General features: G+C 70.4%; 24 protein-coding genes. 10 read left to right on the top strand and 14 right to left on the bottom strand.

Annotated elements, in window-relative coordinates:
- Positions 1–2 precede the first annotated feature (2 nt).
- The 4 genes from IAG42_RS27325 to IAG42_RS27310 are packed head-to-tail and all read right to left on the bottom strand — an operon-like array spanning position 3 to position 3747.
- Entirely contained in the window at positions 3–320 is a 318-nt protein-coding gene (locus IAG42_RS27325) for a non-heme iron oxygenase ferredoxin subunit (protein WP_067258562.1), read from the bottom strand.
- The gene (sufD, locus tag IAG42_RS27320) at positions 320–1501 is read right to left on the bottom strand and encodes a Fe-S cluster assembly protein SufD (protein ID WP_188339608.1); all 1182 of its coding nucleotides are present in this window, start codon (positions 1499–1501) and stop codon (positions 320–322) included. The genes IAG42_RS27325 and sufD overlap by 1 nt, the downstream gene beginning before the upstream one ends.
- A gap of 60 nt (positions 1502–1561) precedes the next feature.
- Positions 1562–2986, bottom strand: coding sequence for a Fe-S cluster assembly protein SufB (gene sufB, locus IAG42_RS27315; protein WP_188339607.1), 1425 nt, complete (start codon positions 2984–2986; stop codon positions 1562–1564).
- Positions 2983–3747 carry a helix-turn-helix transcriptional regulator gene (locus tag IAG42_RS27310; protein ID WP_188339606.1) on the bottom strand — a complete coding sequence of 255 codons (765 nt, stop codon included), beginning with the start codon at positions 3745–3747 and terminating at the stop codon, positions 2983–2985. Before IAG42_RS27310 ends, sufB begins: the two co-directional genes overlap by 4 nt.
- Positions 3748–3941: 194 nt before the next feature.
- Here IAG42_RS27310 and IAG42_RS27305 point away from each other — a divergent pair, with 194 nt between their 5' ends.
- From IAG42_RS27305 to IAG42_RS27290, 4 genes are all read left to right on the top strand, one after another.
- Entirely contained in the window at positions 3942–4739 is a 798-nt protein-coding gene (locus IAG42_RS27305) for an aminoglycoside N(3)-acetyltransferase (RefSeq protein ID WP_188339605.1), read from the top strand.
- Between the two features lie 142 nt (positions 4740–4881).
- Positions 4882–5805, top strand: a complete 924-nt coding sequence (locus IAG42_RS27300) for an ABC transporter ATP-binding protein (protein ID WP_188339604.1) — start codon at positions 4882–4884, stop codon at positions 5803–5805.
- A gap of 88 nt (positions 5806–5893) precedes the next feature.
- Positions 5894–6661 (top strand): ABC transporter permease, encoded by a 768-nt coding sequence (locus tag IAG42_RS27295; RefSeq protein WP_188339603.1) that lies wholly within the window; start codon positions 5894–5896, stop codon positions 6659–6661.
- A gap of 91 nt (positions 6662–6752) precedes the next feature.
- On the top strand, positions 6753–7778 hold the full coding sequence (locus tag IAG42_RS27290) for a COX15/CtaA family protein (protein WP_188339602.1): 1026 nt from the start codon (positions 6753–6755) through the stop codon (positions 7776–7778).
- A 37-nt stretch (positions 7779–7815) separates the two neighbouring features.
- Here the strand turns inward: IAG42_RS27290 and IAG42_RS27285 are convergent, their stop codons facing one another.
- The gene (locus IAG42_RS27285; protein WP_188339601.1) at positions 7816–8661 is read right to left on the bottom strand and encodes an alpha/beta fold hydrolase; all 846 of its coding nucleotides are present in this window, start codon (positions 8659–8661) and stop codon (positions 7816–7818) included.
- A gap of 170 nt (positions 8662–8831) precedes the next feature.
- On the opposite strand from IAG42_RS27285, the gene IAG42_RS27280 reads away from it, so the two are divergent.
- On the top strand, positions 8832–9386 hold the full coding sequence (locus IAG42_RS27280) for a MarR family transcriptional regulator (RefSeq protein ID WP_188339600.1): 555 nt from the start codon (positions 8832–8834) through the stop codon (positions 9384–9386).
- Here the strand turns inward: IAG42_RS27280 and IAG42_RS27275 are convergent.
- The 3 genes from IAG42_RS27275 to IAG42_RS27265 all read right to left on the bottom strand — a co-directional run bounded on the left by IAG42_RS27275 (position 9367) and on the right by IAG42_RS27265 (position 11995).
- Positions 9367–10491 carry an amidohydrolase family protein gene (locus IAG42_RS27275; protein ID WP_188339599.1) on the bottom strand — a complete coding sequence of 375 codons (1125 nt, stop codon included), beginning with the start codon at positions 10489–10491 and terminating at the stop codon, positions 9367–9369. The two genes, IAG42_RS27280 and IAG42_RS27275, sit on opposite strands and share 20 nt — an antisense overlap.
- A 123-nt stretch (positions 10492–10614) precedes the next feature.
- Complete coding sequence (locus tag IAG42_RS27270; RefSeq protein ID WP_188339598.1) at positions 10615–10947, bottom strand: hypothetical protein; 333 nt, start codon at positions 10945–10947, stop codon at positions 10615–10617.
- A 94-nt stretch (positions 10948–11041) separates the two neighbouring features.
- Positions 11042–11995: a heme o synthase gene (locus IAG42_RS27265; RefSeq protein ID WP_188339597.1), complete on the bottom strand. Its 954-nt coding sequence runs from the start codon at positions 11993–11995 to the stop codon at positions 11042–11044.
- Between the two features lie 372 nt (positions 11996–12367).
- On the opposite strand from IAG42_RS27265, the gene tkt reads away from it, so the two are divergent.
- From tkt to pgl, 5 genes are read left to right on the top strand one after another with little or no spacing between them, the layout of a single operon-like run.
- On the top strand, positions 12368–14455 hold the full coding sequence (tkt, locus tag IAG42_RS27260) for a transketolase (RefSeq protein WP_188339596.1): 2088 nt from the start codon (positions 12368–12370) through the stop codon (positions 14453–14455).
- A 34-nt stretch (positions 14456–14489) separates the two neighbouring features.
- Positions 14490–15608: a transaldolase gene (gene tal / locus IAG42_RS27255; RefSeq protein ID WP_188339595.1), complete on the top strand. Its 1119-nt coding sequence runs from the start codon at positions 14490–14492 to the stop codon at positions 15606–15608.
- Positions 15609–15612: 4 nt separating this feature from the next.
- The gene (zwf, locus tag IAG42_RS27250) at positions 15613–17142 is read left to right on the top strand and encodes a glucose-6-phosphate dehydrogenase (RefSeq protein ID WP_188339594.1); all 1530 of its coding nucleotides are present in this window, start codon (positions 15613–15615) and stop codon (positions 17140–17142) included.
- Positions 17139–18197 carry a glucose-6-phosphate dehydrogenase assembly protein OpcA gene (opcA, locus tag IAG42_RS27245; protein WP_188339593.1) on the top strand — a complete coding sequence of 353 codons (1059 nt, stop codon included), beginning with the start codon at positions 17139–17141 and terminating at the stop codon, positions 18195–18197. The genes zwf and opcA overlap by 4 nt, the downstream gene beginning before the upstream one ends.
- Positions 18194–18973, top strand: a complete 780-nt coding sequence (gene pgl / locus IAG42_RS27240) for a 6-phosphogluconolactonase (protein ID WP_188339592.1) — start codon at positions 18194–18196, stop codon at positions 18971–18973. Before opcA ends, pgl begins: the two co-directional genes overlap by 4 nt.
- Before the next feature lie 58 nt (positions 18974–19031).
- Here the strand turns inward: pgl and IAG42_RS38610 are convergent, their stop codons facing one another.
- The 6 genes from IAG42_RS38610 to IAG42_RS27210 all read right to left on the bottom strand — a co-directional run bounded on the left by IAG42_RS38610 (position 19032) and on the right by IAG42_RS27210 (position 24345).
- Entirely contained in the window at positions 19032–19538 is a 507-nt protein-coding gene (locus IAG42_RS38610) for a DUF2087 domain-containing protein (protein ID WP_384628322.1), read from the bottom strand.
- 55 nt (positions 19539–19593) lie between these two features.
- Positions 19594–21249, bottom strand: a complete 1656-nt coding sequence (gene pgi, locus IAG42_RS27230; protein ID WP_188339591.1) for a glucose-6-phosphate isomerase — start codon at positions 21247–21249, stop codon at positions 19594–19596.
- Between the two features lie 168 nt (positions 21250–21417).
- Positions 21418–21753, bottom strand: a complete 336-nt coding sequence (locus IAG42_RS27225) for an RNA polymerase-binding protein RbpA (RefSeq protein WP_003976875.1) — start codon at positions 21751–21753, stop codon at positions 21418–21420.
- A gap of 230 nt (positions 21754–21983) precedes the next feature.
- Complete coding sequence (gene secG, locus IAG42_RS27220; RefSeq protein ID WP_018533286.1) at positions 21984–22214, bottom strand: preprotein translocase subunit SecG; 231 nt, start codon at positions 22212–22214, stop codon at positions 21984–21986.
- A gap of 124 nt (positions 22215–22338) precedes the next feature.
- Positions 22339–23127: a triose-phosphate isomerase gene (tpiA, locus tag IAG42_RS27215; protein ID WP_188339590.1), complete on the bottom strand. Its 789-nt coding sequence runs from the start codon at positions 23125–23127 to the stop codon at positions 22339–22341.
- A 6-nt stretch (positions 23128–23133) separates the two neighbouring features.
- Positions 23134–24345: a phosphoglycerate kinase gene (locus IAG42_RS27210; protein ID WP_188339589.1), complete on the bottom strand. Its 1212-nt coding sequence runs from the start codon at positions 24343–24345 to the stop codon at positions 23134–23136.
- Between the last annotated feature and the right edge of the window lie 65 nt (positions 24346–24410).

Genomic DNA, 24410 nt, shown 5'->3' with positions numbered 1-24410 from the left:
CCTCAGGACTCCTGGGTGAGGGAGACGAGCACGTCGTCCCCTTCGATCTTTACGGGGTATACGGGGACGGGGCGCGTCGCGGGAAGGCCGGACGGCTTGCCGGTGCGGAGGTCGAACGCGGAGCCGTGCAGCCAGCACTCGATCTGGCAGTCCTCCACCTCGCCCTCGGAGAGCGACACGTTCGCGTGCGAGCAGATGTCGTGGATCGCGAACACCTCGCCCTCGGTGCGGACGACCGAGACCGGCGTGCCGTCGAGTTCCACCCGCTTCGGGGTGTCCTCCTCCAGCTCGCTCAGCCCACAGGCGCGTACGAAAGCCATCAGACCGTGGCCTCCAGCTCGGCCTCGATCTTCTCGAGCAGCCGCGCCTCGATGTCGTCGACGCCGATCTGCTGGACCAGCTCGGCGAAGAAGCCGCGCACGACGAGGCGGCGCGCCTCGTCGGCCGGGATGCCGCGGGCCATCAGGTAGAAGAGCTGCTCGTCGTCGAAGCGACCGGTGGCGGAGGCGTGACCGGCGCCGACGATCTCGCCGGTCTCGATCTCCAGGTTCGGCACGGAGTCGACGCGCGCGCCGTCCGTCAGCACCAGGTTCCGGTTCATCTCGTACGTGTCCGTGCCCTCGGCGGCGGCCTCGATGAGGACGTCGCCGATCCACACGGCGTGCGCCTCCTCGCCCTGCAGCGCGCCCTTGTACACGACGTTCGACTTGCAGTGCGGGGTGTTGTGGTCGACCAGGAGGCGGTGCTCCTGGTGCTGGCCGGCGTCGGTGAAGTAGAGGCCGAGCAGCTCGGCCTCGCCGCCGGTGGCCGCGTACTGCACGCGGGGGTGCAGGCGGACGACGTCGCCGCCGAAGGTCACGACGACGGACTTGAAGGAGGCGTCGCGGCCCACGAGCGCGTTGTGCTGCGCGACGTGCACGGCCTTGTCGTCCCAGTCCTGGACGGAGACGACGGTCAGCTTCGCGCCGTCGCCGAGCAGGTAGTCGACGTTGGCGGCGAGCACGGCGTCACCGGTGTGGTCGAGGACGACGACGGCCTCGGCGAAGGCGCCCAGCTCGATGACCTGGTGGCCGAAGGCGACACCGCCCTCGCCGTGCACGGCGATGCGGATGGGCTCGGCGAGCACCGTCTCCTTCGGCACGGTGACGACGGAGGCCTGCTCGAAGGCCGAGTAGGCCTGCGCGGCGATCCGGTCGACGGGCGTGCCGGCCCTGCCGACGCGGGCGTCGTCACGGCCGACGGTCTCGACGGTGACACCGGCCGGCGCCTCCACGTCGACCTTGACGCCGGTGCCGGTCGCGACGGCGGTGCCGTCGTGCAGCCCGCGCAGCCGCTCCAGCGGCGTGAACCGCCACTCCTCCTCGCGGCCGTGCGGGACCGGGAAGTCCTGCACGTCGAAGGACGGGGGCGCGCTCATGCGCGTGGCGACGGTCGACTCGGCGGCCACCGCGATGGTTCCGGCGGTGGTCGAACCGGCCGGGATGTTCTGAGCCTCAGCCATGGCTGTCGTAGCGCTCGCTTTCTTACGGGTAAGTGGCTTGACGAGAGACGGCGGCGGGCGTCAGCCCACCGAGCCTTCCATCTGCAGCTCGATCAGCCGGTTGAGCTCGAGCGCGTACTCCATGGGCAGTTCCTTGGCGATCGGCTCGACGAAGCCGCGCACGATCATCGCCATGGCCTCGAACTCGCTCAGGCCGCGGCTCATCAGGTAGAAGAGCTGGTCCTCGGAGACCTTGGAGACCGTCGCCTCGTGACCCATGGACACGTCGTCCTCGCGGACGTCGACGTACGGGTACGTGTCGGAGCGGGAGATGGTGTCGACGAGCAGCGCGTCGCACAGCACGTTCGACTTCGATCCGGCCGCGCCCTCACCGATCTCGACGAGACCGCGGTACGAGGTACGGCCGCCGCCGCGGGCCACCGACTTCGACACGATGTTGGACGACGTGTTCGGCGCCATGTGGACCATCTTGGAGCCGGCGTCCTGGTGCTGGCCCTCGCCCGCGAAGGCGATGGACAGCGTCTCGCCCTTGGCGTGCTCGCCCATCAGGTAGACGGCCGGGTACTTCATGGTGACCTTGGAACCGATGTTGCCGTCGATCCACTCCATGGTCGCGCCCTCGTACGCCACGGCGCGCTTGGTGACCAGGTTGTAGACGTTGTTCGACCAGTTCTGGATCGTCGTGTAGCGGCAGCGGGCGCCCTTCTTCACGATGATCTCGACGACCGCGGAGTGCAGCGAGTCCGACTTGTAGATCGGCGCGGTGCAGCCCTCGACGTAGTGGACGTAGGCGTCCTCGTCGACGATGATCAGCGTCCGCTCGAACTGGCCCATGTTCTCCGTGTTGATACGGAAGTAGGCCTGGAGCGGGATCTCGACGTGCACGCCCTTCGGCACGTAGATGAACGAGCCGCCGGACCACACCGCCGTGTTCAGCGCGGCGAACTTGTTGTCGCCGGCCGGGATGACGGTGCCGAAGTACTCCTTGAAGAGCTCCGGGTGCTCCTTGAGGGCGGTGTCGGTGTCGAGGAAGATGACGCCCTGCTCCTCCAGGTCCTCACGGATCTGGTGGTAGACGACCTCGGACTCGTACTGGGCCGCGACACCGGCGACGAGGCGCTGCTTCTCCGCCTCCGGGATGCCGAGCTTGTCGTACGTGTTCTTGATGTCCTCGGGCAGGTCCTCCCAGGACTCCGCCTGCTTCTCCGTCGAGCGCACGAAGTACTTGATGTTGTCGAAGTCGATGCCGGAGAGGTCCGAGCCCCAGTTCGGCATGGGCTTCTTCTCGAAGAGCTTCAGGCCCTTGAGGCGGAGCTTCGTCATCCACTCCGGCTCGGACTTCTTGCCCGAGATGTCCTTGACGACGTCCTCGTTCAGGCCGCGCTTCGCTGCGGCACCGGCCTCGTCGGAGTCCGCCCAGCCGTATTCGTACTTGCCCAGGCCCTCGAGCTCGGGGTGGGCCGTCTCCTCGATGGGGAGAGTCATGCGGGGTTCCTCCCGGCGGTGCTTGCAGATGCGTTGGTGATGGTCTCGGTGGCGCCCTTGGGGATGAACGTCGTGCAGACGCCGTCGCCGTGGGCGATGGTGGCCAGTCGCTGTACGTGTGTGCCGAGCAGTCGGGAGAACATCTCGGTCTCCGCCTCGCAAAGCTGCGGGAACTGCTCCGCCACGTGGGCGACCGGACAGTGGTGCTGGCAGAGCTGCTCGCCGTGTTGCGGGAGGGGCGCGCTGCGCGCAGTGGCAGCGTACCCGTCGGCGCTCAGCGCCCTGGCCAGGGCCTGGGCCCGCTCCTCGGGCTCCACCGCCTCGACGGCCGCCTTGTACGGCGCGGCCTGCGCGGCGATCCGGGCCCGGGCGAACGCGACGACCGCCTCGTCCCCGCCGGCCTGCTCCTGGATCCAGCGCAGGGCGTCGGCGGCGAGCTTGTCGTAGGACTGGTCGAAGGCGTCCCGGCCGCAGTCCGTCAGGGCGAACACCTTGGCGGGGCGGCCGCGGGTGCGCGCGCCGTAGACCCGCTGCTCCTTGGCCTCCACGACGTCGTCGGCGACCAGGGCGTCCAGGTGACGGCGGACGGCGGCCTGGGTGAGGCCGAGACGTCCGGCGAGGTCGGCGACCGTGGAGGGGCCGTGGTCCAGGATGGACCGCGCGACCCGGTTGCGCGTCGATCGATCGCTACGAAACCCGGTCGCGAGCTCCTCGTGCGGGGCTCCCGCAGGAGCCTCCTGAGCCTCGCCGACGTTTTTCACAACGCCATTGTTGCGTAATTCCTCAGAGCCTGACAAGCGGCGTGGTGACGAGCACACGGTGCCGTGCATCACTTAGGTTTGCCTAAGTGGACACGCGGCGTGACCTGCGGAAACGATCTTTGATCGATCAGCCGGGCGGCTCCTGGCCCGAAATCCCCTGGTCCCCGGCGCCGCCCGCGCGCAGACTCCGGATCATGCCCACGCCCCTGCCGACCGGCCCTCTCGTCACCCGCGGCTCCCTCGCCGCCGACCTCCGCGCCCTCGGCGTCGAACCCGGCGAGATCCTCCTCGTCCATACGTCCCTCTCCCGTCTCGGCTGGGTCAACGGCGGCGCCGTGACCGTCGTACGCGCCCTGCTCGACGCCCTCGGCCCCGCAGGCACGCTTGCCGTGCCCACCCAGTCCGGCGACCTCACCGATCCGTCGATCTGGAGCAATCCGGCCGTCCCCGCGAACTGGTGGCCCACCATCCGCGCGACCATGCCCGCCTACGACCCCCTGACCACGCCCACCCTCGGCGTCGGCGTCGTCCCCGAGACCGTGCGGACCTGGCCGGGCGCCCTGCGCAGCGCCCACCCGCAGACCTCCTTCGCCGCGCTCGGCGCCCGCGCCGCCGAGATCGTCGAGGGGCACGCCCCCGACTGCCGGCTCGGCGACCGCAGCCCCCTCGCCCGGCTCGAGGAACGCGGCGCCCGGGTCCTGCTGCTCGGCGCCGGCTATGACGCGTGCACCAGCTTCCACCTGGCCGAGTACCGCCTCCCCTCGCCCGCGACCGAGGACGCTGGGCGCCCCGGCCCGGCCGGCTGGGAGCACGTCACCGAGGTGACCATCTCCAGCGAGCGCTTCGACGAACTCGGCGCCGCCTTCGAGCAGGACTCGCCCCTGGTCACCCGCGGCCGCGTCGGCGCCGCCGACGCCCGGCTGTTCCCCGTCGACGACGCCGTCGCCTACGCGACGAAGTGGCTCGCCCAGAACCGCCCGGCCACCCCCTGACGCCCCTGTCCGTCGCACCCCTCTCTCCCCGATCCCCCTCCGATCCCGTCCGGTCCCACCCAGTCCCACCCAGTCCCGACCGGTCCCCCTCCGAGCGCCCCAGCGGCGGGGGCCGTCAGCACCGTCCTTAGACTTGGCCACCATGCGAAGCGAGCCTGTCGTCCACCTCACCGGACTGGTGAAGCGGTACGGAAGCAAAACCGCGGTCGACGGCCTCGACCTCACGACGGCCCCCGGCATCACGGCCGTCCTCGGCCCCAACGGCGCCGGCAAGACGACCACCGTCGAGATCTGCGAGGGCTACCGCAGGCCCGACGGCGGCACCGCCCGGGTGCTCGGCCTCGACCCCGTGAAGCAGGCCTCCCAGCTGCGTCCCCGCATCGGCGTGATGCTGCAGTCCGGCGGCGTCTACTCCGGTGCCCGCGCCGACGAGATGCTCCGCCACGTGGCCAAGCTGCACGCCCACCCGCTCGACGTGGACGCCCTGATCGAGCGTCTCGGCCTCGGCAGCTGCGGCCGCACCACCTACCGGCGCCTGTCCGGCGGACAGCAGCAGCGCCTCGCCCTCGCGATGGCCGTCGTCGGCCGACCCGAACTGGTCTTCCTCGACGAACCCACCGCCGGCCTCGACCCCCAGGCCCGCCGCGCGACCTGGGACCTGGTCCGCGACCTGCGGACCGACGGCGCCTCGGTCGTCCTCACCACGCACTACATGGACGAGGCCGAGCAGCTCGCCGACGACGTCGCGATCGTCGACGCCGGCCGCGTCATCGCCCAGGGCTCCCCGGAGCAGCTGTGCCGCGGCGGCGCCGAGAACACCCTGCGCTTCTCCGGTCGCCCCGGCCTCGACGTGGCCTCCCTCCTCAAGGCCCTGCCCGCCGACTCCACGGCCGCCGAACTCACCCCGGGCTCCTACCGCGTCTCCGGCAAGGTCGACCCCCAGCTCCTGGCGACGGTCACCTCCTGGTGCGCCCAGCACGGCGTGATGCCCGACAAGATCTCCGTCGAGCGGCACACCCTCGAAGACGTCTTTCTCGAACTGACCGGCAAGGAGCTACGCGGATGAGCACGACCGATCCGACCTCACCGGCCGGGGGTCCGGGGGGCGCCCCCGGGAGACACAGCCTCGAACCGACCGGCAAGGAGCTGCGCGGATGAGCGCCGGTACGTACACGCCCGCCCCGGGAGCCGCCCCGCTCCCCCGCATGATCGCCGCGCAGGCCGCGCTCGAGACCAAGATGCTGCTGCGCAACGGCGAACAGCTGCTGCTCACGGTCGTCATCCCCACCCTCCTGCTCGTTCTGTTCTCGTCCGTCGACATCGTCGACACCGGGTCCGGGAAGGCCGTGGACTTCCTGACTCCCGGCATCCTGGCGCTCGCCGTCATGTCGACGGCCTTCACCGGGCAGGCCATCGCGACGGGCTTCGAGCGCCGCTACGGCGTGCTCAAGCGGCTCGGCGCCTCGCCGCTGCCGCGCTGGGCCCTGATGACGGCCAAGACGCTCTCGGTCCTGGTCACCGAGGTGCTCCAGGTCGTCCTGCTCGTCGCCATCGCCTTCGGGCTCGGCTGGTCACCGCACGGCAACCCCTTCGCCGTGCTGCTCCTCCTCGTGCTCGGTACCGCCGCCTTCTCGGGCCTCGGTCTGCTGATGGCCGGCACCCTCAAGGCGGAGGCCACGCTCGCCGCGGCCAACCTGGTCTTCCTGCTGCTGCTCGTCGGCGGCGGTGTCATCGTGCCGCTCGACAAGTTCCCGGACGCCGCCCAGTCGGTGCTCGGCCTGCTGCCGATCTCGGCGCTGTCCGACGGCCTGCGGGACGTCCTCCAGCACGGGGCGGGCATGCCCTGGGCCGACCTGGGGATCCTCGCCGTCTGGGCCGTCGTCGGGCTCGGGGCGGCAGGCCGCTTCTTCCGCTGGGAGTGAGCCGACCGGCCGGCCTGCACCCCCGGGTCGGGCCGCCGGCCGGGAGAACCGAGAGACACCTCACGTCCGGTTCGCACCCCCTCGTGAACAGATGCACAAGGGCGGCGCCTACGATGGGCCCGTGCCAAAGCTGACTCGCGCCGACGCCGCGCAGGCGGTGCGCAACCCGCTCGCCTTCATCGCCGCCCGCTGGACTCCGACCCAGCGGACCGTGCAGCGCGCGACCATGTCCGCCGTCGTCATGACCGTCGTCATCGTCGTGACCGGCGGGGCCGTGCGCCTGACCGGCTCGGGACTCGGCTGCCCGACCTGGCCCAAGTGCACCGACCAGTCGCTGACCGCCACGAGCGAGATGGGCTTCCACGGAGCCATCGAGTTCGGCAACCGCATGCTCACCTATGTGCTGTGCGCCGCGGTCGGCTGGGCCATCATCGCGGCCCGCTCGCAGAAGCCGTGGCGCCGCTCGCTGACCCGTCTGGGCTGGACCCAGTTCTGGATCGTCATGGGCAACGCCGTGCTGGGCGGCATCGTCGTCCTGGTCGGCCTCAACCCGTACACGGTCGCGGCCCACTTCATCCTCACCACCGCCCTCCTCACGGTCGCCGTGCTGATGTGGCAGCGCAGCCGTGAGGGCGACTCCGAGCCGCGTCCGCTGGTCGGCAAGTCGGTCAAGCAGCTGGTCTGGTTCATGATCGCGGCGTCCGGCGCGCTCATCGCCGTCGGCACCGTCGTCACCGGCGCGGGCCCGCACGCCGGCGACTCCAGCGACGTCAAGCGCATGCCGCTGGACTGGGAGACGGTCACCAAGGCGCACGCCGTGCTGGCCTGGATCGTGGTGACGCTGACCTTCGCCCTGTGGTTCGTCCTCAAGGCCGTCGACGCCCCGCGCGGGCCTCTGCACCGCACCCGCGACCTGTTCCTGATCCTGCTGGCCCAGGGTGTCATCGGCTACGTCCAGTACTTCACGGACCTGCCCGAGATCCTCGTCGGCCTGCACATGCTGGGCTCGGCCCTGGTGTGGATCGGCGTCCTGCGCGTCGTCCTCTCCCTGCGCGAGCGCCCCGCCGCGGCGGTGGACCTGCCGGCCCAGGCCGACCCCGAGCTGTCCTCCGTCTGACCCCGGCGCCACTGATCCCGGCGCCCGGCGGCGCCCCTCAACCGTCGTCGCCATCCGGCCCGCCCTCCGGCCCGCCCTCCAGGACCTCCATGAGGCGGGCCGCGTAGGCCCGCGGATGCGTCGTGTTCCCGTTGTGCCCGCCCGGGAACTCGCGTGCCGGCGTCCCGCGCAGCCGCGCCAGCTCCAGTGCGCAGTGCCGGTCGAAGACCTCCGGTGCCGTGCCCCGGCCGACCGCCGGCACGATCCGTACCGTCGAGCGGGCGACGGCCTCCACGTCCAGCTCGGCCTGGACGACCGCGGTGAAGTCCTGCTCGATGAAGAAGGCGAAGTTCGTCGCGCGTTGCGGAGTGAGGGGCATCGGCGTGATGTCCGGCTCCGTCTCCTGATGGACGGGGTCTATCCCCAGGACGCGGGCCATCTCCGGGAGGGCCGCCTTCAGTCCCCCGCCGCGGTACACCTGCTGCAGCGCACGCAGTTCGCGCACGTGGTGGGGCCTGCGGCCGGCCGGGAGCAGGGCGGGTGACACCGGCTCGTGGGCGACGAGCGTCGCCAGCTGCTCGGGGTGCCGCACCGCGAGGTGCAGGCCGATGGACGCGCCCATGCTGCAGCCCAGCATCAGCGCCGGCCGGTCCGTGAGCTCGGCCAGCAGCCGGTGGGCGTCGTCGGCGTGCTGCCCCATCCGCACGCCACGCCCCGGGTCGGCGATCTCGCTGCGGGACAGGCCCCGGCGGTCGTAGGTCACCACCGTGTACCGGTCGACGAGTCGGTCGACCAGGTCGGCGCTGCGGCCGGCGTCCCCTTCCCCGCTCTGGGCGATCAGCAGGACCGGGCCCCTGCCCCGGACCTCGTAGTACAGCTTGGCTCCGTCGACGGTCAGAAACATCGCATCCCCCTGGCTCCCAGCACATCGGGCAGCCGCACCCGGTCACGGCTCCCCTCGACACCTTCACCGTACTCCATCTATTTCGATACATCAAGACAGATCCATCGAGCTAGATTGATCGAACCAGATGCATTGAGATCGATTCATCTCTCTCGATGTAATATCCCGGCATGAGTCAGCCGTCCCAGCCCCTCACGCCCGTCGAGCTGTTCCTGCTCGGCCGCACGCTGATGAAGATCGGCGAGGAAGCGCTGCCCGAGCCCGCCCTCGGCACCGGCACAGGCACCGGGAGCCGGACCGGCGGGGGCACCTTCCGCGGCGGCACCCGCGCCGTCCTCGTCGTCCTCAGTGACGTCTACGCGCACGCCGACACGACGGTCGGCGCGATCGCCTCGCGCACGGGCCTGCCGCAGAGCCAGGTGTCCGGAGCGGTGGCCCGGCTGAAGGAGAGCGGTTCGATCGAGACCGCGCCCGATCCGGCGGACGGCAGGCGGCAGCTGATCCGGCAGGCCGCGGCCGTCTCCGAGCGCGTCGAGGAGGTCCGCGGCGCCGGGATCGAGGAAGCGCTGGCCACGGCGCTCGGCGCGAGCGGCACGCGAAGCGCGAACAGTGCGGAAGACGGGGGTGACGCGGACGCCGACGACCGCTTGCGCGAGGTGACCGAGGCGCTCGCCGTGCTGGCCCGGCACCTCACCCCGGAGTCGGTCAGCCGGCTGCGTCCGTAGCGCCGAGCCCGTACACCCGCCGGGCCGTGCCCGCGGAGATCATCCCCGCGACACGATGGGCGTCGGTCGCCGACCACGCCCCGTCGGCCACCCAGCCCCCGAGCACCCGGCCCAGTGCCTCGCGGAACGAGCGGGCGCCCACGACGTGCAGCTCCGGGATGCCCCGGGCCCCGCTGGAGAAGAGCAGCTTGCCGAACGGCGCCAGTTCGAGGATCTCCGCGAGTACACCGGCGGCCCGCGCCCCCGTCCGGGCGAGCGCCGGCCCGAGGTCCGCGTAGACGTGCGGGAAGACCCCGGCCAGATGCGCCGCGTGCCGGTGGTACGGGTAGCCGTGCAACAGGACGAGGTCGGTGCCGAGCCCGGCCGTGGCCCGTGCGAAGTCGGCCAGGAGCACCGGGTCGGTGCGGTCGATGCGCAGGCCCGCGTCGCCGAGCCCCGCGTGCAGTTGAAGCGGCCGGCCCGTCGCCACGGCGATCCACAGCAGATGGCGCAGCAGTACCGGATCGGTGAGGGGGCCGCCGACCGTGCGGGCGGTGAGCCAGCGCCCCACGGCGCCCCGCACCTCGCCGGGCCCGGGCGGCTGGGGAGCCAGCGCCAGTCCGTGGCGTACGCCCGCGACGGAGGTGAAAGCGACCGCTTCGGCGGCGGCGCCGTGCACCGACTCGGCCAGGTTCGCGAGGAAGGACTCGACGGATCCGGAGGTGTCCGCGACCTGCTCGGCCAGCAGTTCGAGGCGGACGATCTCGTGGGCCTCGGCGGCGCCGGTGGAGGCCATCTCGGCGGGTCCGGTGAGGTCGTCGGGCAGGCCGGTGTCGACGAGATAGGTGGTGATGCCGCTGCCGCGCAGCAGTCTGCGGCCCGCTTCCAGGACACCGAGCTCGCGCCGTCTGGCCAGATAGCGGGCGGGCGCGCAGTGGGGTTCGAGGCCGAGCAGCGGCGGGCACCAGCGGCGCACCGCGAACCCGGTCTGGGTGTCGAAGAAGGTGGTGCCGGGGGCGGGCGGTCCCTCGCCCCGGGCGAGGTGGGCCTCGAACGTGCCGAGGCCCAGTTCCGTACGGAGCACTCCGTGACAGTACTGATCCACCAGGGTCGGCGTTTCGATCATCCGGGGCTCCCCGTATGTGGACCGCGCTTCTCACCGCGCTTCTACAGTCCTAACGGGTGAACGGGCGCCTGGTGTTGCTCGACCACCGGTCGCACACCTGCGCCCATGACCACCGGACGGGGATCAGCCGATCTGCATGCCGGCCATCCGCTTCCACTCGTACGGGCCGGTCTCGACCTTAGCGGCGAAGTCGCCGTCGAAGTCCTCGTGGAGGGTGATCCCGGCCTTCTCGACGGCCTTCTGCGCGACCTCGTAGGTGTCGGCCACCAGGTTGCCCCAGCCGCCGTCGCCGCCGACCAGCGCGATGCGCGTGCCGTGCTCGCCGATGTACGCGAGCTGTCCCTCGGCGCCGCCGTGCGCCTTGGCGAACGCGCCGATCTGCTTGGCCAGCTTGGCCGCCCGGCGCTCGTCCTTCGCCGCCCGACCGGGCGCCTCAACCGCTTGAGTCTCTGCCATGAGCAGGATGCTACCGACGAGTAGCCGAACAAGCGATGGGTGGGGCGCGTGGCTTAGGCCACGCGCCCCACCCATCGGAGCACAGGAAGGCGGGTCAGCGCAGGAACGGGTCCACGGCCACGGCCACGAAGAGCAGCGACACGTAGGTGATGGACCAGTGGAAGAGGCGCATCTCCTTGAGCTTCGTCCCGGTGACCTCGGCCTTGGCGCGGTTCTGCAGGCCGTGCGCCTCCCAGAGCCAGAAGCCGCCCGCGAGGAGCGCGACCACCGTGTAGAACCAGCCCGTGTAGCCGAGCGGCGTCAGCAGCAGCGACACCGCGAACATCACCCAGCTGTAGATGACGATCTGCTTGGCCACCACCTTGTTGGAGGCGATGACGGGGAGCATCGGCACGCCCACGCGCGCGTAGTCGTCCTTCACCTTCATGGAGAGCGGCCAGTAGTGCGGCGGCGTCCAGAAGAACATGACGAGGAAGAGGATGACCGGCGCCCAGGACATCGAGTTCGTGACCGACGACCAGCCGATGAGGACCGGAAGACAGCCGGCGATGCCGCCCCACACGATGTTCTGCGACGTGCGGCGCTTCAGGATCATCGTGTAGACGACCACATAGAAGAGGAGCGCGCCCAGGGAGAGCCACGCGGACAGCCAGTTGACCGCGAAGCCGAACAGGAGCGTGGAGATCACCGCGAGGGAGATGCCGAAGACCAGGCACTCCTTCGGGCTCACCATGCCCGTGACCAGAGGACGCTGCGACGTGCGCTCCATGAGGGCGTCGATGTCGCGGTCGTACCACATGTTGAGCGCGTTGGCGCCGCCCGCGGAGAGGTAGCCGCCGAGGCAGGTGACGAGCACCAGCTTCAGGTCCGGCACACCCTGCTCGGCGAGGAACATCACCGGAACGGTGGTGATGAGCAGAAGCTCGATGATCCGCGGCTTGGTCAGCGCCACGAACGCCTTGACACGGGCCCCGATCGGCCGTCGGCCTTGGCTGCTGCTCGTCCCGAGCGCTCCCGCTGGACGGGATTCGACGGCCGTCACGCACACCCCTGACAGAGACTCCAGCGAACCCCCGTTGCGGACCCCTTGAAGTGAAGTCCCGGTAATGGCTCGCGCGTACCACGCCACTGTAGACGTTGCCTATACCCAGCCCTTCGCGGGGGTCGGGTCGTGTTGGGCCGCATGCCGTAGAGCGAGCGTGTCGGCACGGAGAGAAGGGGAGTTGGCCGAGCCCTCGTTCGAGCGGCCCCCATGTCACCTGAGAATCCCCGTGGATCCCTGTCAGGAGGCGGACCCGACGGAGTCCCGGCAGTCTGTAATGACTCGAAAAAATGCGTGTTCCAGCAAGGGTAGGCTCGACAACGCCCGGTGAGACCGACATCACCGGCATTGACCCGTGGAGAGGAGCCCTGACTCAGGGTGAGCACCAAGCCGACCACCACTGACCTCGAGTGGACCGATGTGGACCAGCGGGCCGTTGACACCGCTCGCGTCCTGGCCGCCGACGCCGTACAGAAGGTCGGCAACGGCCATCCCGGTACGGCGATGAGCCTGGCACCGGCCGCGTACACCCTCTTCCAGAAGGTGATGCGGCACGACCCGGCGGACGCCGACTGGGTGGGCCGCGACCGCTTCGTGCTGTCCGCGGGCCACTCGTCCCTGACCCTCTACATCCAGCTGTACCTGGCCGGTTTCGGCCTGGAGCTGGACGACCTCAAGGCCTTCCGCACCTGGGGCTCCAAGACCCCGGGCCACCCGGAGTACGGCCACACGACCGGTGTCGAGACCACGACCGGCCCGCTCGGCCAGGGTGTCGCCAACGCCGTGGGCATGGCGATGGCCGCCCGCTACGAGCGCGGTCTGTTCGACCCGGAGGCGCCGCAGGGCACCTCTCCGTTCGACCACTACATCTACGCGATCGCCGGTGACGGCTGCCTCCAGGAGGGCATCTCCGCCGAGGCGTCCTCGCTCGCGGGCCACCAGCGCCTGGGCAACCTGATCCTGCTGTGGGACGACAACCACATCTCGATCGAGGGCGACACCGAGACGGCGGTCTCCGAGGACACCGTCAAGCGTTACGAGGCCTACGGCTGGCACGTCCAGCGCGTCGAGCCGAAGGCGGACGGCGACCTGGACCACGCGGCGATCTTCGCGGCGATCCAGGAGGCCAAGAAGGTCACCGACCGGCCGTCGTTCATCGCGATGCGCTCGATCATCGCCTGGCCCGCCCCGAACGCGCAGAACACCGAGGCCGCGCACGGCTCGGCGCTCGGCGCCGACGAGGTCGCCGCCACCAAGCGCGTCCTGGGCTTCGACCCGGAGCAGAGCTTCGAGGTCGCGGACGAGGTCATCGAGCACACCCGCAAGGCGGTGGACCGCGGCGCCCAGGCCAAGGCCGAGTGGGAGAAGTCGTTCCAGGAGTGGCGCACGGGCAACCCGCAGCGCGCCGCCGAGTTCGACCGCATCCAGGCGGGCGAGCTGCCGGCCGGCTGGGAGGAGAAGCTCCCGGTCTTCGAGGCGGGCCAGGGTGTCGCGACGCGTGCCGCGTCCGGCAAGGTCCTCCAGGCGCTCGGCCCGGTGATCCCCGAGCTGTGGGGCGGCTCCGCCGACCTCGCGGGCTCGAACAACACGACGATCGACAAGACGTCGTCCTTCCTCCCCGCGGACAACCCGCTGCCGGAGGCCGACCCGTACGGCCGCACGATCCACTTCGGCATCCGCGAGCACGCCATGGCCGCGGAGATGAACGGCATCGCTCTGCACGGCCACACGCGCATCTACGGCGGCACCTTCCTGGTGTTCTCCGACTACATGCGCAACGCGGTCCGCCTGTCGGCCCTCATGTCGCTGCCCGTCACCTACGTGTGGACGCACGACTCGATCGGCCTCGGCGAGGACGGCCCGACGCACCAGCCGGTCGAGCACCTCGCCGCGCTGCGCGCCATCCCGGGTCTGAACGTGGTGCGGCCGGCCGACGCCAACGAGACGGCCATCGCCTGGCGCGAGATCCTGCGCCGCGGCAAGAAGGAGTACGGCGTCTCCAAGCCGCACGGTCTGGTGCTGACCCGTCAGGGCGTGCCGACGTACGAGCCGAACGAGGACACCGTCAAGGGTGGCTACGTGCTCGTCGAGGCGTCCAAGGAGACGCCGGACCTGATCCTGATCGCCACCGGTTCCGAGGTGCACCTCGCCGTCGAGGCGCGCGAGACCCTGGAGGCGGAGGGTGTCGCCACGCGCGTGGTGTCGATGCCGTCCGTGGAGTGGTTCGAGGAGCAGGACCAGGGGTACCGGGACAGCGTCCTGCCGCCGTCGGTGAAGGCGCGTGTCGCGGTCGAGGCGGGTGTCGGCCTGACCTGGCACAAGTACGTCGGGGACGCGGGCCGCATCGTTTCCCTGGAGCACTTCGGTGCTTCGGCGGACGGCAAGGTCCTCTTCCGCGAGTTCGGTTTCACTGCGGAGAACGTGGTGGCCGTGGCCCGGGAATCCCTCGACGCGGCCCAGCGCTGACGCTCGTACACGACCTGTAGGAGATGGAATTTCCATGACAGACGCACTCAAGCGCCTCTCCGAGGAGGGCGTCGCGATCTGGCTGGACGACCTGTCGCGCAAGCGGATCACGTCCGGCAATCTGGCCGAGCTGATCGACCAGCAGCACGTCGTGGGCGTCACCACCAATCCGTCGATCTTCCAGAAGGCGATCTCGAGCGGTGACGGTTACGAGCAGCAGCTCGCCGACCTCGCGGCCCGCAAGGTCACCGTCGAAGAGGCCATCCGCATGATCACGACGGCGGACGTCCGTGACGCCGCCGACATCCTGCGCCCGGTCTTCGACGCGACGGGCGGCCAGGACGGCCGGGTGTCGATCGAGGTCGACCCGCGGCTCGCGCACAACACGAAGGCGACGGTCGCCGAGGCCAAGCAGCTCGCCTGGCTGGTGGACCGGCCGAACACGCTGATCAAGATCCCGGCGACCAAGGCGGGCCTGCCCGCGATCACCGAGACGATCGGCAAGGGCATCAGCGTCAACGTCACGCTGATCTTCTCGCTCGAGCGCTACCGCGAGGTGATGGACGCCTACCTCTCCGGTCTGGAGAAGGCCAAGGCGGCCGGCCTGGACCTGTCGAAGATCCACTCCGTGGCGTCCTTCTTCGTGTCCCGTGTGGACACCGAGATCGACAAGCGGATCGACGCGATCGGCACCGACGAGGCCAAGGCCGCGCGCGGCAAGGCCGGTCTGGCCAACGCGCGCCTCGCCTACGAGGCCTACGAAGAGGTGTTCTCGGGCGACCGCTGGGCCGCGCTCGACAAGGCGCAGGCCAACAAGCAGCGTCCGCTGTGGGCCTCGACCGGCGTGAAGGACAAGGCGTACAAGGACACCCTGTACGTCGACGACCTGGTCGCCCCGGGCACGGTGAACACGATGCCGGAGGCCACGCTGGACGCGACGGCCGACCACGGCCGGATCACCGGCAACACGATCGCGGGCACGTACGACCAGTCCCGCGCGGAGCTGGCGGCCGTCGAGAAGCTGGGGATCTCGTACGACGAGGTCGTGCAGCTCCTCGAGGACGAGGGCGTCGAGAAGTTCGAGTCGGCCTGGAACGATCTGCTCGCTTCTACCGAGGCGGAGCTGAAGCGCCTCGCCCCTTCGGAGGGCTGATCCCTTGACCGCACACGGAGCCAATCCGCTCCGTGACGCCGCAGACCGACGGCTCCCGCGCATCGCGGGGCCGTCGGGTCTGGTGATCTTCGGTGTCACGGGCGATTTGTCACGTAAAAAGCTGATGCCCGCCGTTTACGACCTCGCGAACCGTGGTCTGCTGCCGCCGGGCTTCTCGCTGATCGGGTTCGCCCGCCGTGAGTGGCAGGACGAGGACTTCGCGCAGGAGGTGCACGACGCGGTCAAGCAGCACGCGCGTACGCCGTTCCGCGAGGAGGTCTGGCAGCAGCTCATCCAGGGCATGCGGTTCGTCCAGGGCAACTTCGACGACGACGAGGCGTTCGAGCAGCTCAAGGCGACGATCAACGACCTCGACAAGTCGCAGGGCACGGGCGGGAACTTCGCGTTCTACCTCTCCGTACCCCCCAAGTTCTTCCCGCAGGTCGTGCAGCAGCTGAAGAAGCACGGCCTGGCGGACGCGCCGGAGGGTTCCTGGCGCCGCGCGGTCATCGAGAAGCCCTTCGGCCACGACCTCGCGTCGGCCAAGGAGCTGAACGCGATCGTGCACGAGGTGTTCGACCCGGACCAGGTGTTCCGGATCGACCACTACCTGGGCAAGGAGACGGTCCAGAACATTCTGGCGCTGCGCTTCGCCAACCAGATGTTCGAGCCGATCTGGAACCGCAGCTATGTGGACCACGTGCAGATCACGATGGCCGAGGACATCGGCATCGGCGGCCGCGCGGGCTACTACGACGGCATCGGCGCCGCCCGTGACGTCATCCAGAACCACCTGCTCCAGCTGATGGCGCTGACCGCGATGGAGGAGCCCGCCTCCTTCGACGCGGACGCGCTCGTCGCCGAGAAGGCCAAGGTGCTCGGCGCGGTCCGGCTGCCGAAGGACCTGGGCCGGGACACGGTGCGCGGCCAGTACGCGGCCGGGTGGCAGGGCGGCGAGAAGGCCGTCGGCTACCTCCAGGAAGACGGCATCGACCCCAAGTCGAAGACCGACACCTACGCGGCCATCAAGCTGGAGGTGGACAACCGCCGCTGGGCGGGCGTCCCCTTCTATCTGCGCACCGGTAAGCGGCTCGGCCGCCGCGTCACCGAGATCGCGGTCGTCTTCCAGCGCGCCCCGCACTCTCCCTTCGACCACACGGCGACGGAGGAGCTCGGGCAGAACGCGATCGTGATCCGCGTCCAGCCGGACGAGGGCATCACGGTGCGCTTCGGCTCGAAGGTGCCGGGCACGTCGATGGAGATCCGGGACGTGTCGATGGACTTCGCCTACGGCGAGTCCTTCACGGAGTCGAGCCCGGAGGCGTACGAGCGGCTGATCCTGGACGTCCTGCTCGGCGACTCCAACCTCTTCCCGCGCACGGAGGAGGTCGAGCTGTCCTGGAACATCCTCGACCCGATCGAGCAGTACTGGGACACGCACGGCAGGCCCGCCCAGTACCCGGCCGGCACGTGGGGGCCCGCCGAGGCGGACGAGATGCTCGCACGAGACGGACGGAGCTGGCGCCGGCCATGAAGATCGACCTCACGGACACCACCTCCAGCAAGATCAACAAGGCGCTCGTGCAGGGCCGCCGCGCCATCGGCACCCCCGCCGTCGGCATGGTCCTGACCCTCGTCATCGTCACCGACGAGGAGAACGCCTACGACGCGCTGCGGGCGGCCAACGAGGCGTCGCGCGAGCACCCCTCGCGCACCCTGGTCGTCATCAAGCGCGTCTCGCGCACCCCGCGCGACCGCACGACGTCGCGGCTCGACGCCGAGGTGCGCGTCGGTGCCGACGCGGGCACCGGCGAGACCGTCGTCCTGCGCCTGTACGGCGAGGTCGTCCACCACGCGCAGTCGGTGGTCCTGCCGCTGCTGCTGCCGGACGCCCCCACGGTCGTCTGGTGGCCGGTGGACGCCCCGCTGGACCCCGCGAAGGACCCGCTGGGCGCGCTCGCCCAGCGCCGCGTCACGGACACGTACGCGACCGAGCAGCCGGTGCGGGAGCTGGAGGCCCGCGCGGCCGCCTACTCCCCCGGCGACACGGACCTGTCCTGGACCCGGATCACGCCGTGGCGCTCCATGCTCGCGGCCGCGCTCGACCAGGTCAGTTGCAAGGTCACCTCGGTCGAGGTCGAGGGCGAGGAGTTCAATCCGAGCTGCGAGCTGCTCGCGATGTGGCTCGCGGACCGGCTCGACGTGCCGGTGCGCCGCTCGCAGTCCTCGGGCCCCGGGCTCACCTCGGTGCGCATGGAGTCGACCTGCGGCCCGATCGTGCTCGACCGGGCCGACGGCACCCTCGCCACGCTCTCCATACAGGGGCAGCCGGACCGCGCGGTCGCACTCAAGCGCCGCGAGACGTCCGAGCTGATCGCCGAGGAGCTGCGCCGCCTCGACCCGGACGACACGTACGCGGCCGCGCTGCGCTACGGCGTCGACCGGCTCGCGGATCCGGCGGAGGAGCCCGCTGACGAGTCCGTGGCAGAGCAGGCTCCGGCCGGCGGGGAACCCGTACGCAAGAAGGCCGCGCCCGCGGGCAAGGCGGCCGCGAAGAAGGCTCCGGCCAAGAAGGCGGTGGCGAAGTGAGCGCGGCACCCCAACTCGTCGTCCACCGCGACAAGGAGCTGATGGCGCAGGCGGCCGCGGCCCGGCTGATCACCAAGATCGTCGACGCCCAGAGCGCCCGCGGTTCGGCCTCCGTCGTCCTGACCGGCGGCCGCAACGGCAACGGGCTGCTGGCCGCGCTGGCCGCCGCGCCCGCGCGGGACGCGATCGACTGGGGCCGGCTCGACCTGTGGTGGGGCGACGAGCGCTTCCTGCCGGACGGCGACCCCGAGCGCAACTACACGCAGGCGCGCGAGGCGCTCCTGGACAGCGTGCCGCTCGACCCGCGCCGCGTGCACCCCATGCCGGCGTCGGACGGCCCGTTCGAGGCGGACGCGGCGGCCGAGGCCTACGCGGCCGAGCTGGCCAACGCGGCCGGTCCCGAGGACCACGGGGAGGTGCCGACCTTCGACGTGCTGATGCTCGGTGTCGGCCCGGACACCCATGTGGCCTCGCTCTTCCCCGAGCTGCCCGCGGTCCGCGAGACCGAGCGCATGGTCGTCGGTGTGCACGGCGCGCCCAAGCCGCCGCCGACCCGCATCACGCTCACGCTGTCGGCGATCCGGTCCGCGCGCGAGGTGTGGCTGCTGGCGGCCGGTGAGGACAAGGCGAACGCGGCCGCGATCGCCCTGTCGGGCGCGGGTGAGGTCCAGGCGCCGGCGGCCGGCGCGTACGGCCGCTCGCGCACGCTGTGGCTGCTCGACGCGGCGGCGGCCTCGCAGCTGCCGTCCTCGCTGTACCCGCCGGCGATCGCCTGACGCCGACGCCGCCGTCGAGGCCCCGTGCCCTCTGGAGTCCGCTCCGGGGCGCGGGGCCTCACGCGTGCTGCGGTACCCGGTAGTCGGAACCGTCCTTCTCGCGGACCAGGAGGCCGTCGATGACGCAGTAGCGGCGCAGGGCCGCGGTGTCGTCGTGGACGGTGCGCAGCGCCTCGTTGACCTCGGTCTCGCTGTAGGTGCGGTTCGCCTCGAAGAGGGTGTCCGTGAGGTGCACGAGCAGGTCGTGGCGCACGGTGGGGCGCACCGGGATCGCGGTGAGGCGGCCGCGCGCGAAGAAGCCGGCGAGGTGGCGCGGGACGCCGGTGGCGGACTCGGCGGTGCGGGCCCTGCGGAAGACCTCGGGCCCGGCGCGCAGCGAACCGTCGTCGAGCCGCTGGACCAGGCCCGCCGCGAGGAGTTTGCCCAGGTGGCGGCGGGCCGCCGGGGAGTCGGCCTCGCTCGGCGGGAGGTCGTCGAGCACGATCCGCGCGTACAGCTTCAGTCGTTCGGGGTCGGCGAGGGCCGACATGAGGTGGTCCACGGGGGTGCCTCCCGGCAGGGTCACGGACCCGCAGTCTGGCCCGCCGGACGGCACTCCCGCACCCGATTAACCCAATTCGTCAGCGCCCGCGCAGTTCCCGGTACTTGGCGACGAGGGCCTTGGTCGAGCTGTCGAGCCCGGGGACGTCCGCGCCCTCGGTCAGGGCGGGTTCCACGCGCTTGGCGAGGACCTTGCCGAGTTCGACGCCCCACTGGTCGAAGGAGTCGATGTTCCACACCGCTCCCTGGACGAACACCTTGTGCTCGTAGAGGGCGACGAGCTGGCCGAGCACGGACGGGGTCAGTGACGTGGCCAGGATCGTGGTGGTCGGGTGGTTCCCCTTGAACGTCTTGTGCGGGACCAGTTCCTCGGGCACACCCTCGGCGCGCACCTCGTCCGGGGTCTTGCCGAAGGCGAGCGCCTGGGTCTGGGCGAAGAAGTTCGCCATGAGCAGGTCGTGCTGGGCGGCGAGTCCGGGCTGCAGGTCGGCGACGGGCTCGGCGAAGCCGATGAAGTCGGCGGGGATCAACTTCGTGCCCTGGTGGATCAGTTGGTAGTAGGCGTGCTGCCCGTTGGTTCCCGGGGTGCCCCACACGACCGGCCCGGTCTGGTACGTGACGGGCTCGCCGTCGCGCTGCACCGACTTGCCGTTCGACTCCATGTCGAGCTGCTGGAGGTAGGCGGTGAACTTGGACAGGTAGTGGGAGTACGGCAGCACGGCGTGCGACTGGGCGTCGTGGAAGTTGCCGTACCAGATGCCCAGGAGGCCCATCAGGAGCGGCACGTTGGACTCGGCGGGCGCGGTGCGGAAGTGCTCGTCGACGAGGTGGAAGCCGTCGAGCATCTCGCGGAAGCGCTCCGGGCCGATCGCGATCATCAGCGACAGGCCGATCGCGGAGTCATACGAATAACGTCCGCCGACCCAGTCCCAGAACTCGAACATGTGGGACGTGTCGATGCCGAACTCGGCGACCTTCTCCGCGTTCGTCGACAGAGCGACGAAGTGCTTCGCGACGGCTTCCTGGCCGGCCCTCAGCCCGGTCAGCAGCCAGTTGCGGGCGGAGGTCGCGTTCGTGATCGTCTCGATGGTGGTGAAGGTCTTCGAGGCGACGATGAACAGCGTCTCGGCCGGGTCCAGGTCCCGTACGGCCTCGTGGAGGTCGGAGCCGTCCACGTTGGACACGAAACGGACCGTCAGGTCGCGGTCGGTGAAGGAGCGCAGCGCCTCGTGGGCCATCGCCGGACCGAGGTCGGAGCCGCCGATGCCGATGTTGACGACGTTCCTGATGCGCCGGCCGGTGTGGCCCGTCCACTCCCCCGACCTGACCCGGTCGGCGAAGGCGGACATCTTGTCGAGGACGGCGTGCACGCCCGGCACCACGTTCTCGCCGTCGACCTCGATCACGGCGTCGCGCGGGGCGCGCAGCGCGATGTGCAGGACGGCGCGGTCCTCGGTGGTGTTGATCTTCTCGCCGCGGAACATGGCGTCGCGGAGACCGAAGACGTCGGTCGCGGCCGCGAGCTCGCGCAGCAGGCGCAGCGTCTCGTCGGTCACGAGGTGCTTGGAGTGGTCGATGTGCAGGTCACCGACCTCGAGGACGGAGCGCGTCGCGCGCTCCGGGTCGGCGGCGAACAGCTCGCGCAGCCGGACCTCGCCCAGCTCCTCACGATGCTTGACCAGCGCCTGCCACTCGGGCGTCTGGGTCGGTGCTGCCTGCCTGTCGGACGCGTTCATGCCTGACTTCAGCCTTCTCTCGTACCCGCGTGCGTGTGATGCCCCGCAACTGTCGACCAACCTAGTTGATCAGGGCGGTCCGGGCCTTTCGGCGACGCACTCGGGCCTGCGCTCCCGGGCATGCGAAAGGGGCCGGGCACCCTGTCGGTACCCGGCCCGTACGGCTGGTCAGATCTCGCCCCGCAGCTTCGCGAGCGCCTCGGCGAGGATCGCCTCGCCGTCCGCGTCGCTGCGCCGCTCCCTGACGTACGCGAGGTGCGTCTTGTAGGGCTCGGTGCGCGGCGGGTCCGGCGGGTTGTCCCGGTCCTGTCCGGCCGGGAATCCGCACCGCGGACAGTCCCAGGTCTCCGGCACCTGCGCGTCGGAAGCGAAGCTCGGCTGCGTCTCGTGCCCGTTGGAGCACCAGAAGGAGATGCGCAGGCGTGGCGCGGACTCGCCGCGCTCGGCCTCGCCCATCGGCCCCGCCCCGACCCGACTTCCTCGGATCGCGTTGCCACTTGCCACGGTCGTAACTCCCTGCCTGATGGTGCCGCGAAGCGTGTCGGCTCGCTTCGCCGCGGAGCGCCTCAGTCTACGTAAGGCCCAACGCGCGTCCAGTGATTGGAGTTACATCCCCTCGCACAGACGCAATGCCCCATGATAGGCCGCGCCGTTGAGCGCGCACCCTACATGGGGCATTGCGTGAGGAATGTGAGATGCCGACCCGGCCGGGCCGAAGCCCTGGTGACCGAAGGTCAGTTGTTGATCTTCATCAGGATGCCGAGCACGACGATGCACGCGAACCAGAGCAGACCGATCACGATCGTGATCCGGTCCAGGTTCCGCTCGGCGACCGAGGAGCCGCCCACGGAGGACTGCATGCCGCCACCGAACATGTCGGAGAGACCGCCGCCCTTTCCCTTGTGCATCAGCACCAGGAGCATCAGCAGCAGGCTGAAGACGATCAGGGCGATCGAGAACCCCATAACCACAGCTGGACCAACTTCCTCGGACTTGTCAGGCGGACGGGGCCGGGTGGCAGCCACCCGGCCCCGCAAGGGTACGACGTAACGCCGCTAGCGCATACTCACAGGTCGCGCGGGCGCGCGATCACTGGTCGCGGAACCGGACGATCTTGACGAACTCGTCGGTGTCCAACGAGGCACCGCCCACGAGGGCACCGTCGATGTCCGGCTTGGACATGATCTCCGCGACGTTACCGGACTTGACCGAGCCGCCGTACTGGATACGGATCTTGTCGGCGGCGTCCTGGGAGTACAGCTCGGCGAGCTTGCCGCGGATCGCCGCGCAGACCTCCTGCGCGTCGTCGGCGCCGCAGACCTTGCCGGTGCCGATGGCCCACACGGGCTCGTAGGCGATGACGATCGTCTCGGCCTGCTCGGCGGGCAGGTCCTTGAGACCGCCCTCGACCTGGGCGAGCGTGTGCGAGACGTGGTCGCCCGCCTCACGCACGTCCAGCTCCTCGCCGACGCACAGGATCGGGGTCAGGCCGTGCTTGTAGGCGGCCTTCACCTTCGCGTTGACGATCTCGTCGGTCTCGGCGTGGTACTGCCGGCGCTCGGAGTGGCCGATCGCGACGTAGGTGCACTTGAGCTTCGCGAGCATGGAGCCCGAGATCTCGCCGGTGTAGGCACCGGAGTCGTGCGCCGAGAGGTCCTGGGCGCCATACTTGATCTTGAGCTTGTCGCCGTCGACGAGCGTCTGCACGGAGCGCAGGTCGGTGAACGGCGGCAGGACGGCGACCTCGACGGCCTCGTAGTCCTTGTCGGCGAGCGCGAAGGCGAGCTTCTGGACGTGCGCGATGGCCTCGAGGTGGTTGAGGTTCATCTTCCAGTTGCCCGCCATCAGCGGCGTGCGGCCCTCTACGGGAGCAGTCATGCGGGGTCAGTCCTCCAGTGCGGCGAGACCGGGAAGCGTCTTGCCCTCGAGGTACTCGAGGGAGGCGCCGCCGCCGGTCGAGATGTGGCCGAAAGCGTTCTCGTCGAAGCCCAGGGTACGGACGGCCGCGGCGGAGTCGCCGCCGCCCACCACGGTGAAGCCCGGAGCCTCGACGAGGGCCTGGGCGACCGCCTTGGTGCCCTCGGCGTAGTCGGGGTGCTCGAAGACGCCCATCGGACCGTTCCAGAAGACGGTCTCGGCGTCGGCGAGCTTCGAGGCGTACAGCTTGCGCGTCTCGGGGCCGATGTCCAGGCCCTCCTCGTCGGCCGGGATGGCGTCCGCGGCGACGGTGGTGGGGTTGGCCGGGGTCTTGCCCTTGAGGTCGGGGAACTCGGCCGAGACCAGGACGTCCACCGGGAGCACGAGCTCCACGCCGTTCTTCTCGGCGCGCTCCATGTACTCGGTGACGGCCGGGATCTGGTCCTCCTGGAGGAGGGAGATGCCGACCTCGTAGCCCTTGGCCTTCAGGAAGGTGTAGGCCATGCCGCCGCCGATGAGGAGACGGTCGGCCTTGCCGAGGAGCTGGTCGATGACGGCCAGCTTGTCGGAGACCTTGGCGCCGCCGAGCGCGACCACGTAGGGGCGCTTGACGTCCTCGGTGAGCTTCTTCAGGACGCCGACCTCGGTGGCGATGAGGTATCCGGCGTAGTGGGGCAGCCGCTTCGGCAGGTCGTACACGGAGGCGTGCTTGCGGTGGACGGCGCCGAAGCCGTCGCCCACGTAGACGTCGGCGAGGGCGGCGAGCTGGTCGGCGAACTCGCCGCGCTCGATGTCGTCCTTGCTCGTCTCGCCCGCGTTGAACCGCAGGTTCTCGATGACGGCGACCTGGCCGGGCTCCAGCCCGTTCACGGCGTCGTGGGCGGCCGGGCCGACCGTGTCCTGGGCGAAGGCGACCGGCTTGCCGAGGAGCTCCGCAAGGCGCTCGGCGGCCGGGAGGAGCGAGAACTGCGGGTCCGGGGCGCCCTTGGGGCGGCCCAGGTGCGAGGCGACGATCACCTTCGCGCCGGCGTCGGCGAGGGCCTTGACGGTGGGCAGGACGGCGCGGATGCGGCCGTCGTCGGTGATCAGGCCGTCGGCCAGCGGCACGTTGAGGTCGGCGCGGACGAACACCCGCTTCCCGTCGACCGATTCGGCGAGAAGTTCCTCAATGGTCTTCATGACTCGTTTCCTTGTGAGGGCTGAGGCTTGAGGCTGACGCGCGAAGGGTCCGGACGGTCGCGCGG

Origin of the sequence: Streptomyces xanthii, from assembly GCF_014621695.1 — a bacterium.
In the GTDB taxonomy this organism is placed as follows: Bacteria; Actinomycetota; Actinomycetes; order Streptomycetales; family Streptomycetaceae; genus Streptomyces; species Streptomyces xanthii.
This window is presented reverse-complemented; position numbering and strand designations above follow the sequence as displayed.

Coding starts and splice junctions, on each gene's coding strand:
- IAG42_RS27325 (WP_067258562.1), bottom strand. CDS start 320: ATGGCTTTCGTACGCGCCTGTGGGCTGAGCGAGCTGGAGGAGGACACC.
- sufD (WP_188339608.1), bottom strand. CDS start 1,501: ATGGCTGAGGCTCAGAACATCCCGGCCGGTTCGACCACCGCCGGAACC.
- sufB (WP_188339607.1), bottom strand. CDS start 2,986: ATGACTCTCCCCATCGAGGAGACGGCCCACCCCGAGCTCGAGGGCCTG.
- IAG42_RS27305 (WP_188339605.1), top strand. CDS start 3,942: ATGCCCACGCCCCTGCCGACCGGCCCTCTCGTCACCCGCGGCTCCCTC.
- IAG42_RS27300 (WP_188339604.1), top strand. CDS start 4,882: ATGCGAAGCGAGCCTGTCGTCCACCTCACCGGACTGGTGAAGCGGTAC.
- IAG42_RS27295 (WP_188339603.1), top strand. CDS start 5,894: ATGAGCGCCGGTACGTACACGCCCGCCCCGGGAGCCGCCCCGCTCCCC.
- IAG42_RS27290 (WP_188339602.1), top strand. CDS start 6,753: ATGCACAAGGGCGGCGCCTACGATGGGCCCGTGCCAAAGCTGACTCGC.
- IAG42_RS27285 (WP_188339601.1), bottom strand. CDS start 8,661: ATGTTTCTGACCGTCGACGGAGCCAAGCTGTACTACGAGGTCCGGGGC.
- IAG42_RS27280 (WP_188339600.1), top strand. CDS start 8,832: ATGAGTCAGCCGTCCCAGCCCCTCACGCCCGTCGAGCTGTTCCTGCTC.
- IAG42_RS27275 (WP_188339599.1), bottom strand. CDS start 10,491: ATGATCGAAACGCCGACCCTGGTGGATCAGTACTGTCACGGAGTGCTC.
- IAG42_RS27270 (WP_188339598.1), bottom strand. CDS start 10,947: ATGGCAGAGACTCAAGCGGTTGAGGCGCCCGGTCGGGCGGCGAAGGAC.
- tal (WP_188339595.1), top strand. CDS start 14,490: ATGACAGACGCACTCAAGCGCCTCTCCGAGGAGGGCGTCGCGATCTGG.
- opcA (WP_188339593.1), top strand. CDS start 17,139: ATGAAGATCGACCTCACGGACACCACCTCCAGCAAGATCAACAAGGCG.
- pgi (WP_188339591.1), bottom strand. CDS start 21,249: ATGAACGCGTCCGACAGGCAGGCAGCACCGACCCAGACGCCCGAGTGG.
- secG (WP_018533286.1), bottom strand. CDS start 22,214: ATGGGGTTCTCGATCGCCCTGATCGTCTTCAGCCTGCTGCTGATGCTC.
- tpiA (WP_188339590.1), bottom strand. CDS start 23,127: ATGACTGCTCCCGTAGAGGGCCGCACGCCGCTGATGGCGGGCAACTGG.
- IAG42_RS27210 (WP_188339589.1), bottom strand. CDS start 24,345: ATGAAGACCATTGAGGAACTTCTCGCCGAATCGGTCGACGGGAAGCGG.